Origin of the sequence: Pantoea ananatis LMG 2665 (assembly GCF_000710035.2) — a bacterium.
Classification (GTDB): Bacteria; Pseudomonadota; Gammaproteobacteria; order Enterobacterales; family Enterobacteriaceae; genus Pantoea; species Pantoea ananatis.
The window spans coordinates 181,090-193,978 of the sequence record NZ_JMJJ01000007.1 but is presented as its reverse complement, the minus strand read 5'-3'; the positions used below and the strand labels follow the sequence as shown (position 1 = coordinate 193,978).

Here is a 12,889-nt window from a genome sequence, read left to right as displayed (position 1 = left end):
CGTCAGCAAATGTGCCAGGCTTAGTCATAAACTCAATTAAAACGGTGCGTTATGAACTTTATTGCCTGGACAGCCGCGACGGGCTGTCTTCTGTTATTAATGTCACTGGCATCAGGGTGGATCCACCGTGGCCCAGTGACCTCTTTTGGTCTTTTCTTGTTAGCCGGGATCGCCTGTGGGCCGTGGATGTTTGATGTTATCGAGATTGATATCATTCGCCATGCGGAACTGGTGACGCACATTACCGAAATCACGATGGCTGCGTCACTGTTTATTACGGGGCTCAAATTACGCTTGCCGCTTAAAGCGAAAAGCTGGCGAGCCGGAGGCTTACTGGCCTTTCCGGCGATGTTGATGACGGTGGCGGCCATGACGCTGCTGTCTCATTGGCTGGTCGGGTTGTCCTGGCCCGTTGCACTGGCGTTTGGCGCAATTGTTGCGCCCACCGACCCGGTACTGGCTAGCCTGATTTCGGTGAGCGACGCGCAGGACGATGACGCCTTGCGCGTCGCCATTTCTAGCGAGGCGGGCATGAATGATGGTTCAGCGCTGCCGTTGCTGGTGCTGGCTTTGCTGCTGTTCAACGGCGAAAACCTCAGTGCAGGCATGCTGGCGCACTGGGCTGCTGTCGACGTCGTGTGGGCCATCGGCGGCGGTATCCTGCTGGGATTTGGCCTGGGCCGACTCGTTGGCTTACTGGCCACCCGGCTTCGCAATGCGCATGGGGATTGCGCCCCCAACGACTTTCTGGCGCTGGCGTTGATCGCGCTCAGCTACGCCCTGGCGGAATGGCTGGGTGCTTCAGGCTTTCTGGCCACCTTTGCCGCCGGTCTTGGGCTGCGCCGTGCTGAGCTGGGCGTCTTTAAACGTTACCAGCCAGACGATATGTCGGACGACGATCGGTTACTGCCTGCAGAGGCATTGGTCAATCCCAACAAGCGCCTGCAGCAACGCAGCAGTGGCATGGTGAAATCCGTTGGTTTAGTAGTAGGCGACGCGCTTTCTTTTGGCGATACTATTGAACGTTTGCTGGCTGCCATCATGATGGTGGTACTGGGCGTAACCATGGCATACCACTGGAACATTCAGGGCATCTTCCTTGGACTGCTGCTGTTTATCGTGGTGCGCCCCCTGGCGGTGTGGTTGGTTACCCTCGGGACGGGCATGCCGCTTCCTCAGCGGTTGCTTATTGGCTGGCTGGGTATCCGCGGTATTGGGAGCCTTAACTATATTGCGTTCGCCTGGGTCCATGGCATGGGGGGCGCAGAAGCAACGATAATGGCTGATATGGCGCTGACGCTGGTGGTGTGCAGTATCGTGGTTCACGGCATTTCAGTGACGCCGCTGCTCAACTGGCGCCAGGCCCGACTGGAGGCGAAACAACGCCTGTCATGAGAGTGAATTAACTGATAACGGGAGTAGATGATGAAGATATCTCAGATACTGTTGCTGAGCATGCTGGCGTCGGGCAGCGCGCTGGCGGAAGACAATAGTGAAGAAAGCGTGTATGCAAGCCAGCTGTGTCACATTGTCAGCAGTGAAAAAAGCGTTTCGACAGCCGACCAGTATGTGGAAAAAATGAAGGCCAGCGTGGCAGGATCGCAGTCCTCCTCTGCCGTCAGCAAGCCTGAATTTGATGAAGAGCTGGCCAATGAAGTGGCCAGCGCCTGGCTGCAGCTGGGTGATGAAGAACGCGCCAAACTCCGCACCAATACCCAACAGTGTGAACAAACGGTGATGACGCAGTTTCAGCAGGAAGATTAACCGCAGTTAATTCGCCAATAAACGCGCTAAAATGGCGCGTTTTTTAATGGATTTTCCCTACCGATTGCGTACATAATCGCCAGCGTCTTAACCAAATGTGCGATACATAATAAAAACGCAGCGGGCCGAAAGGGTCGGCTGACCTTTATGGCATTGATTTAACAGGCATCATGATTACGCGTCGACGCTTTATTTTCGGCACAGGAGCGCTTGCGCTTTCACTGGCTACCAGCAAACTGTTTGCCCGCGATGATATTATTCCTCTCTGGCCGGACGAACCGCCCGGCGGCGGTGGGCCGTCTGGAACATTGCGCGTGGACGCCTGGGGTTCATGGTCGAATATTGTCAGCCCGGCGATTCAACGCTTCAGGCCAGAAAATCCCAATGGCGAAGCGGTGCTGATTGCGGCCGGGGGAGGCTACCGGTGGATTGGTATGGGACGCGAAGCCTGGCCCGTCGCGCACTGGTTAAATGCTAACGGTTATACCGCCTATGTGCTCAGCTACCGCTTACCGCGCGAGAAATGGCAGGCTGGCAACCTCGCGCCTTTACAGGATGCACAGCGCGCGCTGCGCCTGATACGTTCGTTTGAACGAAAAGTGCATGTTCTGGGGTTTTCGGCTGGGGGGCATTTACTGGGCATGGCGGCGGCGCGCCCGGAATTTCAGTCATATCCGCCGGTGGACAGGCTGGATCAGGAAGTCCCTAAAGCCGACAGTGTTGGGCTGATTTACCCGGTGATTACGCTTGAAGCGCCCTATCAGCATACCAACACGCACCTGATGATGGTGGGCAATGACGCCAGTCCGCAAGAAGAAGCCAGCTGGTCAGTACAAAACTATGTGACGAATCTCTATCCGCCCACGTTCCTGGCTCAGGCCGGAGACGATCACACCTCAAAACCCTTTAACACCCAGCTCATGCGTGACACCTGTCGCCGCAACCGCGTACCGGTGCAGCTGATTCAGCTGTCCAGCGGGGGGCATGGTTTTGGACTCGGCAAAGCGGGTACACCTGCCGCGCTGTGGGATCAGGCCTATGTTAAATGGCTGGAAAACCTCAGTCAGGGCGCATTGGCGGTCAGGCACGCCTCCGTTCTGTCCTGACTGACGCTTCCTGCGGCAGGCGTAAAAAAAGCCGGCATTTGCCGGCCTCGCTAAATGAGCGATGATCAGGATTGAAGCAACACAGGACGAAGCAGCAACAGGCGGATCAGAATTGATAGGTCAGGCCCATACCGATACTGTTTTTCGTCGTAATGCCGGTGGCGCGCGTAAAATCGTTTTCCTTCAGTAAGTTAATGCGGTAGTCCACGTAGGTCAGCATGTTCTTGTTGAAATAGTAATAGGTGCCCACCGCAATATATTTCTGCATCGTCTGGCTGCCCCCGGCAAAATTCCCAGCGCCCTGCAGGTTTTCGCCACGCTGCGTGACAAAACCGACAGAAGGGCGCAAACCGTTCAGGAACTGGTACTGTGCAATCGCCTCAAAGTTATGGGTTTTGTCGGCGACCTGTGCCAGCTGTCCATAAGGCGTAACGTCATTGGCTTCGCCATACATGGCGGCCAGATAGATCTGGTTGGCGTCATATTTTGCAGAGGTTACCCAGGCGGTGGCATCGTCTCCCTGACCGTCAGCTTGCTGAGTCAGTGTCCGTTTTGCTTTCATCCCTGCTGCCGCAATGCTCAGCCCATCGGTAATGCTGTAAGTCAGGCCAGCACCGTAACCATCTCCGTTAGCCAGTTTGGCGGTTGAGCGGTCATTTTTCCCTTGATACTGCAGGGTTAACTTTAACCCGCCCCAGTCCGGAGAGTGCCAGGTCGCGAGGCCGGTTGAGCGTTTTGACAGGAAGTTATCGTTGGTGGTCATGGTGCCGGAACCGTAGATCGGTGCCATATCCGTATAGGCAGAGGCAACATACAGTACCCCAAAGCTACGGCCATAATCGAACGAGCCGAAGTCGGCGAGTTTCAGACCGGCAAACCCTAAACGTGTGGCATTACCCGTTTGCGCATCGCTACCGCCTTCACTGTGATTCAGCTGGAAATTATATTCCCATTGACCATAACCGGTAAGCTTATCATTAATTTGCGTCTCACCTTTAAAACCCAGGCGTGCATAAGAGTTGTCGCCATCTTCTGCAATATTATCTGAGAAAACATGGCGCGCATCGACTTTACCGTACAGGTCGAGCTTATTTCCACTTTTATTATAAATCTCGGCGGAGCATGCAGAAAATGAGACCAGAAAACACATTGCATACGGCGCGACTGTTTTTATTTTATTGTGCATATCATCTACCCTTATCAGTTAACTAAAGCATGAGGATGTTACCGCTCAGGGCGGTATTTATTTCAATATCACTTTCGTCTTGTTTAATGACTAAATAATAAAATGGGTATAGCGGCCATAAAGTTTATGGCCATTTTTTATAATGGCTTTCCTTGGTGTTATTGCATTCAGGCAGAGAACATCCTGATGAACTTTTTATTCAAAATGCCAAGTCGGGTATATCGCTTAATACCGTTTGTGCGCCCGCATCAATATATTTTCGGGCAAGCACCGGGTCATTGATCGTGGCAATCGCGAATTCAATACCTGAACGGGCCAGGCGCGTCAGGTCTTCGTCCGTTGCGAAGTCACCCAGGAAATGCAGGATCTGGCAACCTGTTCTGGCGAGGAGCGCCGCCGGGTCTTTTGGCGGGACGCAAACTGCCAGCCCACGCGGTACGTCAGGCATCAGCCTGGCGGCAACCTGCAGCGAAATCTCAGAGAAGCTGCTGATAAATAACTTCTTCTCGCTCGCTGGCCACAACGACTTCAACTGAGCGATCGCAATCTCCGCCGTTTCCACTTCCTGCCCGGAGGTGGGTTTGATTTCCAGTTGCAGCCCGACGCCTTTATCCAGTACAAAGCCCACAGTTTCAGCCAGCGTAGGCACTTTCACACCTTTAAAGAGGTGGCCGTAACACACGCCAGCCTCCAGCGACCGGATCTCATCCAGGGTTAAATTTGCCACATAGCCTTTGCCATTCGTTGTCCGGTCTACGGAATCGTCATGAATAATGACCGGGTGCATATCTTTGGTGAGTTTGACATCCACCTCTATCCACGTCGCTCCGCGTTCAACCGCCGCCTGAAACGAAGGCAGCGTGTTTTCCGGTGCCAGCAGCGGTGCTCCCCGATGGGCAATCAGGCGGGCGTTCACTACGCGTGCAGGGTGTTTTTTGGTCGACATTCTTGGCTTTACCTTCTGTTAGGGTTTTATCGCAGGTCTACTTAAGCAAAACCTGGTTAGAGAATTCGGTCCTGACTTCATCACCCAGCGGTTTAGGCATGAACTGAGTGCCATGAACGCGCTCTTTGCTATTGATCAGCCCGGCATCACGATTCACTTCTTTGTTTTGAGGCGTAATGCCATAAACCTGCTGGAACAGCCGTTGGGTGGTAGGCAGCGTCAACCAGTGGATAAACAGCAACGCTGCCGCTTTGTGGGGCGCGTTTTTAGGTATCGCCACCATATTTCCGCCGCCGGGCATGCCGAAATCGGGGATATACAGCCGGATAGTTTTCGGGACTTCACCGTGGTTTTCTAATCCCACCAGGTAATCTTCCCAGGCGGGGACCAGCAGGAACTCACCGCTGACCAGTCGGGTGACGCTGTCGGCGTTGGAGGCCGTAATGATGTAGTTGGGGCGCTGCTGTTTGAACCAGTTCCAGGCGGGCTGCAGAGCCGTCAGGCTTTTTACATCTGCGTCGCCTTTGGTGAAATCAAAACCCGGTACCAGCGTGCGCGTCACCGATTCAATAAAGGCCGGGCCGGAACCGCCGTTTTCAACGTTGAAGCCAAATTCCTGAGGATGACTTTGCAGGAAGGACGTAATCTGCGGCAGGGTTCGTGGCAACTCACTTTCTTTCAGGCGGCGCGAATCGTAGGCCAGACCGGTCTGGTTGCCCCAAAATGCCACGCCATAGCCTTTACTGTCCGTTCCCTCAATGGTGTAGTTCAGGGTTTTGCCTTCCGGCAGCAGTGTATTAAGCGGGCCAAAAAACGTTTGCTGAGGCGATACGGTACCGAATGCGCCCCCGCCAATCGAAAACACATCAATATCGCCCGTTTCCCGTCCCCGGTCGGCCATGAGTTTATTAATGTTGCCCTGTAATGTGCCTTCAGACAGGGTAACGTTAATACCGTACTGTTTTTCAAACAGGCTGACCTGCTCTTTTAAACGGTCCTGGTAATACCATTGATACCAGGTTAATTTCCCTTCTTTTTTCGCCTGTTCGACAATCTGTTCCCAGTTCATCGAGGTTAAATCCTGAGCCTGGCTACAGAAAGCCCCGGCCAGCAATAATATTGCAGCAACGAGTCTGAACATATTTTTCCCCAATAACGCGTGTTAAAGACTGTCAGCCTTTTCCTGCAAAGGAGGCGACAGGATTTTTTGTCAGTAATTTTTCTGCAATCAACATCAACATGACATTTGGCACAACCAGCATTAAAGAAATAACCGCCGCGTTGGGTCGAATAAAGTTATAACCCAGATAAGAATACAGAATGGTAGGGACGGTAATAAAATCGGGTGAGCCAACAATGAAACTTATGGCGAACTCTTCTATTGATAATGTAAAGACAATAATTAATGCGGCAAATATTCCCGGTCTGATGGTGGGCAGGCAGGCCACTAAAAAACGGTTGATCACCGAAGCGCCCATATCTCGTGCTGCATCGAGCGTGTCCTGGCGTATCTGCGAAAATGACAGGGTCAGAATGCGCACGGCATAAGGCATCAAGATAATAATATGCCCCAGCAAAATGCCACCAAACCGGCTGTGAATGCCCGCCACGTTGAGCAACATGGAAAAAAACAGCGCGACGACAAAGCCCGGAACGATAAGCGGCAGTAAGATCGCATTCTGTAAAAGGTGTTTGCCCGTAAACGACATTCTGCCAAACGCCCACGCGGCAGGCAGAGACAACGTCAGCGTGCAGACGGAGACGGTTGCCGCCAGTAAATAGCTGTTTCTGAGCGCCTGGGGTAACGCGGTCGTGGTCCATACCTCTACCCAGCGTCCCAGTGAGAGAACCGGCGGCAGGGCATCTGGCCATGCCCACGGATGGGTTTTATCGACCAGTGACCACAGGACGGTCAACATAAAGGGAATAACCAGCCACAGCATAAACAGGGCGGTGATAAGGATCATCATGACGATTCGCAGCGGGGATAACGTCTCTCTGGCTTTCATTATCTCTGTTCTCCGGCTTGTTGTAGCCACTTCGCCAGGGTGGCAAGCACCACTGCACCGATAAAAGCCGCCAGCATCAAAATTACCGCGACAACGGCCGCAAGATTCCAGCCCTGCGCGCTGATTTCAGGGAAGCGCAGCATGTATTGCGAAAGAGAGAACACGCTGGTTGGCCCCGCAACGACCTGAAATGAAAAGTCACCCAAGGCGCCGATGAAGATCAGCACCAGCGATACCTGAACGGACTTGATAGATAAGGGCAGGATGATCTGTAACAACCGGGCAGTCTTGCCGGCGCCTAAATCCCGCGCGGCATTAAAAATTTCGTCACCAATCGCGCGCAGGCTGCCGGTAATGATAAGCAGCGCATAGGGAAGCTGTTTCCAGACCTGCAAAATAATCACGCCAATTCCCCAGCGGTCATTCTGCATTCTGATGGGGTGCGAGATGATCCCCAGCTTGAGCAAGCCCAGGTTAATAAAGCCCTGCCAGGAAATCAGGTTGATAAACAGCAGCGCAGCCACCAGTCCGTGTACCATCAGCGGGGCTTTGAGTAAGCCGCCCATCAGCATCGAGCCGGGAAACGGCTTTCTCAGCCACAGTGCCAGCGGAAGCGCCAGGGCAACGGACAGCACTGCACTCAGCACGCCGATTCTGAGCGAATAGCCTGTCGCGCGCCACAGCTGGCTGTCATTCAGAATGGTTTGCCAGTACTGAAGCGTGAAGTGCGCCGGTGCGCCAAAATTAAACAGGCCAACGGATTGCGCCAACGCCATGATCACAATCAGCACCAGAGTGATGATGACCGGCGCGACCGCAGGCAGGACCAGCAACCAACAGAGCCTGTTCCGGTTGCGCGTTTTCATGAATAGCTTTCCCGTAAAAAGCGGATCTTGTCTGGCGCAATAGAGAAATTAACGTTGTCACCTTCGCGGATGTGGTTTTTACCGACCAGCTGGATACACCACTGATATTCCGTTTCTTCATGGCCCAGCGGATGAACCTGGAGTTCAGAAAGGTTGCCCAGAAAACTCACCGGACCGATCTCGAAGGCCAGCGTGTTTTTCCCGGCACTGTGTTCGCTGAGTAAGGCATCCTCAGGGCGCCAGAAGGTATAGACCTTGTCCGAGACGGGCGGCACATGGCTATGAATCTCCATTTCGCCCAGTACGCACGCAATGCGATAAATACCGGTGCTGCTGTCGCTATCCAGTACGCGGGCTTTCATGACGTTAGCCTGACCGACGAAACCGGCGACAAAGCGGTTTACCGGGGAATAATAGATCTCATCCGGCGTACCGGTTTGCTCAATTTTTCCGGCATTCATGACCACTACAATGTCAGACATCGACAAGGCTTCTGCACGGTCGTGGGTAACATAAATGGCGGTAAACCCATGGGAGCGCTGAAGCTGTCTGATCTCCAGTCGTACCTTGTCGCGTAATTTGGCATCCAGATTTGACAGCGGCTCATCAAACAACACGATTTCCGGACGCACGGCCAGCGCTCTGGCAAGCGCCACGCGCTGCTGCTGACCGCCGGATAACTGTGCTGGCAGTTTAGGCAAATGCGCATTCAGCGATACCTGAGCGGCGGTCTGCGCGACGCGATCGTGAATGTCCGTTTTCGCCATCTTCATTTGCTTGAGGCCAAACCCGATATTTTCAGCAACGGAAAGGTGAGGAAAAAGCGCATAGGACTGAAAGCACATCGCCGTGTCGCGATGTTCAGGTTTTACATGATGCATGTCCTGCTGGTGGATCAGTACTTCGCCACTATCAAGACTGTAAAAGCCGGCAATAACTTTAAGCAGCGTGGTTTTGCCACAGCCAGATGGGCCAAGCAGGGAAACAAATTGTCCTTTTTTGGCCTGCAGTGAAATGCCGTTCAGCGCGACAAAATCGTCGAACGTCAGCATGGCATTGTGTATTTCTAGCGTGTTCACGTTGGGCTGCTCCGTCATATAATGCCAGGGACTTCTTAATTAATGCGAGACGCATAATAATTTGCTGTAGTGAATTTAAGCAATTTCAGACAGGTTAAGAATTTATTAAGTTTTTAAAACCTATATATAACAGTTAAATGAAGGGTTACTTTGAAATCGTACGTTTAACGCGCTAACTATTTTAATGCGTTGTGATTAATATTTGAGGCGAAGAACAAGGTTGTTGTATCAGCAAGCGCACAGAGGGCAGGACAGCGGGGGAACGCTGTCCTGAAATGCAGTGATGAGGTTAGCCGGGGGCAATGCGTGGTCAGGCGGGAGTAAAACGAGGGTGAGGGATAAACTGGGCGGAAAGGCGGTTCATTTCAGCCGTACCGACACTAACATGTGTACTGCTTTTTTCCTGTGTACCGGCAAGATGCGCATCCAGTCCGGCCGCTTTACAGAGTGCATAACCCGCAGAAACGTCCCACATGCTGCTAAAACATTCCTGATAACCGTCAACGTAACCCAGCACGCTAAAGGTTAAGCCTACGGTGGCACAGCGATAGCGCACCACATTCCAGCCGTCGTCCCGATAGGCCTTTTCAATACAGAGCTGATGGGTGAAATCCCATGATGGACTGTCGCCAATCGCCACGGTTTTCAGCGCCTCGGTGACCACTGGCCGTTCAAAGGGTTCACCATTCAGATAAACCCCTGTCTCTTTGCCGCCGCTCAACATGAGGTTTAATACCGGATGGACGATCACGCCCATAACCGGCTCGCCATCGTGCACATAGCCAACAGAAATCCCCCACAATGACGAGCCGCGCAGGAAGTTACTCGTACCATCGATAGGATCAACAGACCAGTAGCTGGCGCTGAGCTCACCGCCATGCTCTTCCCCAACAACAGAATCCTGTGGGAAATGGTGTTCCAGGCGCTGCCGAATCAGATTTTCCACTTCCCGATCGGCTTCACTGAAGACATCCTGCGGCCTTTTTTCGCAGATCGCTAATTCACTCAGCTGTCTGAAATAGTCAAGAGCCAAAAGTGAAGCCTCTTGTGCGATGCGTTCAGCAACCTTTAAGCGCGTTTCCATTGTTTACCTGATGTATAAGAAGAAGCATGTGAATGAAGACAGAACCCTACGCACATGAAAGTGCCCATCCGGACATAAGGCTCGCTTTTAATATAATGCTCATTGCATGATATTAGAGTGTCTCTCCGTTATGTTTCACTATTATGATGCTTTTATGATCGGGAAAAACCGGGCCGGAGAAGCTGAAAATCAGCACATTTTATTAAAACGTAAAGGCAGGGGCCTTTACTATTCGTCCTGCATAAAAGCATGCTAGGGTATTAACAGAACCCATTATTAAATACGGTGAGGACAACGCTGTGGTTCATGGATATTCCGCTGGTCATGAAGTCGAACTTAATCGCAGTGAAAAACTCATTCTTGAGCTTGTCCGCCGCAACGATGGCATTTCCCGCTCCTCGCTGGTTTCGCAAACCATTCTGAATCAGTCATCTGTTCACCGCATTGTTGATACGCTGACCGAAAACGGCTTTCTCAGCCTGGGGGAATCACCGTCCCAGGGAAGAGGCAAGCCCAGCCCATCGTTATCACTGAATGCGAATGCGCGTTATGGTTACGGCATCTCTATTAACTCAGACAGCGTTGCCGCCAGCCTGATTAATTTCCGGGGCGGTATTACAGAATACTGCGTACTGGATACGCATCCGCGCGATCCTGCCCGTACCTTACTCAATATCAAACATCACTATCTGGATACCTTGAAACAATACGGTATTTCGCCAGACAAAGTCTGTGGTGTGGGATACAGCATGGCGGGCTTTCTTTATGAATCACGAAAGTATTTCAATCCGCCTGAACCTTTAAAAAACTGGATGGGCATCGATCTGCGCCGTGAAATTACCATGTTATTTGATCGACCAGTATGGATTGAAAATAACGCCACAACGGCGGCGCACGCTGAAGCCTTTTTAGGCGCCGGGCTGAAATACGATACCTTTGGCTATCTCTCTTTTAATTATGGTTTTGGCGGTGGCATCGTGATTAACGGTAAACCGTTCCAGGGTGCGTTTGGAAATGCGGGGGAGATCAGCCGTATTTTTACGCCGGAAGAGGGCAAGCTGCGCCCGGCCCTGGGGATCTTGATCGATCGGTTACGTAACGGTGGTATTGAAATTAAAGATATTCGCGATCTCAATCATAAATTCGATCCGGCCTGGCCGATTGCGCAACAGTGGGTAGAAGACGTCACGCCAAACCTGCATCGGGCAATGGATGCCATGAATGCGGTGATCGATCCCGGAGCCATCATATTAGGGGGCGAGATTCCCCGTAAGCTGGGCGAAATGTTTTTAGCCATGCCGCGCATCAGTTCGGGTAAACGCTGGAACATTTCTGCGGAATATCCGGATATTCTGCTGAGCGCCATTGAGGGGGACAGTTCGGCGCTGGGCGCGGCGTTGACGCCGCTGCGGGAGACCTATTTTAATTGAGGCTGCTGCCCGCAGACCACAGGGGCAGCGGGCAGCGCTAGGTTATGCGCGTAGGCGGATTAACGCATCGTCACAAACTCTTCTGCCGCGGTCGGGTGAATCGCCACGGTGTTATCAAAGTCTTTCTTGGTCGCGCCCATTTTCAACGCCACCGCAAAGCCCTGCAGCATCTCGTCCATTCCGCCGCCGATGCCATGAATACCCACAATCTTCTCCTCCGGGCCGACGCAGACTAACTTCATGCGGCACGGCTGGCGATGTTGGGTCACCGCGGTATACATTGCGGTAAAGGACGATTTGTAGACTTTTACCTGGTCATCACCGTACTGCTCGCGCGCCTGCGGTTCCGTCAGGCCCACGGTGCCGATCGGCGGATGGCTGAACACCACGGTAGGAATATTGCTGTAATCCAGGTGCTCATCGGGTTTGTTATTAAACAACCGCTCAGACAGGCGACGACCTGCCGCCACCGCTACCGGCGTCAGCTCAACGGCGCCGGTGTTATCACCAACGGCATAAACGCCTGGCACGTTGGTATTCTGGAATTTATCGACCTTGATATAGCCTTTTTCATCCAGCGCAACGCCCGCCGCCTCAATATTCAGGCTGTCGGTTTCCGGCACCCGGCCAATCGCCCAGACCAGGCAATCCACGGTGTATTCACTGCCATTTTCCAACTGCAGCGTCAGGCTACCATCGGCATTTTTCACGACGGCTTTTGGTGTCGCCTCGGTATGCAGCGTTGGGCCTTCCGCGTTCATGACCTCAACCAGCGTATCGGTAATCAGCGGATCAAAGCTGCGCAGCGGGGCATGTTTACGGACGAATAAATGGGTTTCCGAGCCCAGCGCATTGACCACGCCTGCCAGCTCAACCGCGATATAACCGGCACCGATCACCGCGGTCCGTTTTGGCAGCGCATCCAGTTCAAAGAAGCCATCTGAATCAATTCCGTATTCCGCTCCGGGGATAGAGGGATGGCTCGGACGTCCCCCGGTGGCGATCAAAATATGGTCGGCCGTAATGGTTTCGCCATTGACTTCAACGGAATGCGCATCAATAAAACGGGCAAAGCCGGTGATGACATCGACCTTATTTTTCCCCAGAACATTGTCGTATGATTGGTGAATACGGTCGATGTAGGCGCTGCGGTTTTTGACCAGCGTGCCCCAGTCGAAGCGGTTTACCGTGGTATCAAAACCATAATCAGGCCCGTAAAGATGAATGGCCTCGGCGATTTGCGCGGCATGCCACATGACTTTTTTCGGCACACAGCCTACGTTGACGCAGGTTCCGCCCAGCGCTTTGGCTTCTATCAAGGCACACTTCTGGCCATAGCTTGCTGCACGGTTAATCGAAGCAATACCGCCGCTGCCGCCGCCGATGGCGAGATAGTCATAATGTCGGGTCATTGAAGTA

At 52.8% G+C, this 12,889-nt stretch carries 12 protein-coding genes; 4 read left to right on the top strand and 8 right to left on the bottom strand.

Features of this window, described 5'->3' with window-relative positions; genetic code table 11:
- Positions 1 to 51 precede the first annotated feature (51 nt).
- The 3 genes from EL29_RS17165 (at position 52) to EL29_RS17155 (ending at position 2,870) form a co-directional block, all read left to right on the top strand.
- Entirely contained in the window at positions 52 to 1,395 is a 1,344-nt protein-coding gene (locus tag EL29_RS17165; protein WP_028715901.1) for a cation:proton antiporter, read from the top strand.
- A 30-nt stretch (positions 1,396 to 1,425) separates the two neighbouring features.
- A complete protein-coding gene (locus EL29_RS17160) occupies positions 1,426 to 1,764 on the top strand; it encodes a hypothetical protein (RefSeq protein WP_015699351.1) in 339 nt (112 codons plus the stop codon).
- 170 nt (positions 1,765 to 1,934) lie between these two features.
- Positions 1,935 to 2,870, top strand: a complete 936-nt coding sequence (locus EL29_RS17155) for an alpha/beta hydrolase (protein ID WP_013027618.1) — start codon at positions 1,935 to 1,937, stop codon at positions 2,868 to 2,870.
- Between the two features lie 106 nt (positions 2,871 to 2,976).
- Here EL29_RS17155 and EL29_RS17150 read toward each other — a convergent pair whose 3' ends face one another.
- The 7 genes from EL29_RS17150 to EL29_RS17120 form a co-directional block, all read right to left on the bottom strand.
- Complete coding sequence (locus tag EL29_RS17150; RefSeq protein WP_013027617.1) at positions 2,977 to 4,056, bottom strand: porin; 1,080 nt, start codon at positions 4,054 to 4,056, stop codon at positions 2,977 to 2,979.
- A 199-nt stretch (positions 4,057 to 4,255) separates the two neighbouring features.
- On the bottom strand, positions 4,256 to 5,002 hold the full coding sequence (locus EL29_RS17145) for a glycerophosphodiester phosphodiesterase family protein (protein ID WP_013027616.1): 747 nt from the start codon (positions 5,000 to 5,002) through the stop codon (positions 4,256 to 4,258).
- 37 nt (positions 5,003 to 5,039) lie between these two features.
- The gene (locus EL29_RS17140; protein WP_014594836.1) at positions 5,040 to 6,143 is read right to left on the bottom strand and encodes an extracellular solute-binding protein; all 1,104 of its coding nucleotides are present in this window, start codon (positions 6,141 to 6,143) and stop codon (positions 5,040 to 5,042) included.
- A gap of 31 nt (positions 6,144 to 6,174) precedes the next feature.
- Positions 6,175 to 7,011, bottom strand: a complete 837-nt coding sequence (locus EL29_RS17135; protein ID WP_019106355.1) for an ABC transporter permease — start codon at positions 7,009 to 7,011, stop codon at positions 6,175 to 6,177.
- A complete protein-coding gene (locus EL29_RS17130) occupies positions 7,011 to 7,877 on the bottom strand; it encodes an ABC transporter permease (RefSeq protein WP_014594834.1) in 867 nt (288 codons plus the stop codon). The genes EL29_RS17135 and EL29_RS17130 overlap by 1 nt, the downstream gene beginning before the upstream one ends.
- A complete protein-coding gene (locus EL29_RS17125; protein WP_014594833.1) occupies positions 7,874 to 8,974 on the bottom strand; it encodes an ABC transporter ATP-binding protein in 1,101 nt (366 codons plus the stop codon). The genes EL29_RS17130 and EL29_RS17125 overlap by 4 nt, the downstream gene beginning before the upstream one ends.
- Before the next feature lie 292 nt (positions 8,975 to 9,266).
- Positions 9,267 to 10,040, bottom strand: a complete 774-nt coding sequence (locus EL29_RS17120; RefSeq protein WP_028715900.1) for an inositol monophosphatase family protein — start codon at positions 10,038 to 10,040, stop codon at positions 9,267 to 9,269.
- Positions 10,041 to 10,339: 299 nt separating this feature from the next.
- Here EL29_RS17120 and EL29_RS17115 point away from each other — a divergent pair, with 299 nt between their 5' ends.
- Positions 10,340 to 11,470, top strand: coding sequence for an ROK family transcriptional regulator (locus EL29_RS17115; protein WP_022622541.1), 1,131 nt, complete (start codon positions 10,340 to 10,342; stop codon positions 11,468 to 11,470).
- 59 nt (positions 11,471 to 11,529) lie between these two features.
- On the opposite strand, the gene gorA is transcribed toward EL29_RS17115, so the two are convergent.
- Positions 11,530 to 12,882 carry a glutathione-disulfide reductase gene (gene gorA / locus EL29_RS17110; protein ID WP_013027609.1) on the bottom strand — a complete coding sequence of 451 codons (1,353 nt, stop codon included), beginning with the start codon at positions 12,880 to 12,882 and terminating at the stop codon, positions 11,530 to 11,532.
- Between the last annotated feature and the right edge of the window lie 7 nt (positions 12,883 to 12,889).

Excerpts from the sequence above, each read along its gene's own strand:
- EL29_RS17125 (WP_014594833.1), bottom strand. The coding sequence starts at position 8,974 with ATGACGGAGCAGCCCAACGTGAACACGCTAGAAATACACAATGCCATG.
- EL29_RS17130 (WP_014594834.1), bottom strand. The coding sequence starts at position 7,877 with ATGAAAACGCGCAACCGGAACAGGCTCTGTTGGTTGCTGGTCCTGCCT.
- EL29_RS17120 (WP_028715900.1), bottom strand. The coding sequence starts at position 10,040 with ATGGAAACGCGCTTAAAGGTTGCTGAACGCATCGCACAAGAGGCTTCA.
- EL29_RS17160 (WP_015699351.1), top strand. The coding sequence starts at position 1,426 with ATGAAGATATCTCAGATACTGTTGCTGAGCATGCTGGCGTCGGGCAGC.
- EL29_RS17150 (WP_013027617.1), bottom strand. The coding sequence starts at position 4,056 with ATGCACAATAAAATAAAAACAGTCGCGCCGTATGCAATGTGTTTTCTG.
- EL29_RS17155 (WP_013027618.1), top strand. The coding sequence starts at position 1,935 with ATGATTACGCGTCGACGCTTTATTTTCGGCACAGGAGCGCTTGCGCTT.
- gorA (WP_013027609.1), bottom strand. The coding sequence starts at position 12,882 with ATGACCCGACATTATGACTATCTCGCCATCGGCGGCGGCAGCGGCGGT.
- EL29_RS17135 (WP_019106355.1), bottom strand. The coding sequence starts at position 7,011 with ATGAAAGCCAGAGAGACGTTATCCCCGCTGCGAATCGTCATGATGATC.
- EL29_RS17165 (WP_028715901.1), top strand. The coding sequence starts at position 52 with ATGAACTTTATTGCCTGGACAGCCGCGACGGGCTGTCTTCTGTTATTA.
- EL29_RS17140 (WP_014594836.1), bottom strand. The coding sequence starts at position 6,143 with ATGTTCAGACTCGTTGCTGCAATATTATTGCTGGCCGGGGCTTTCTGT.
- EL29_RS17145 (WP_013027616.1), bottom strand. The coding sequence starts at position 5,002 with ATGTCGACCAAAAAACACCCTGCACGCGTAGTGAACGCCCGCCTGATT.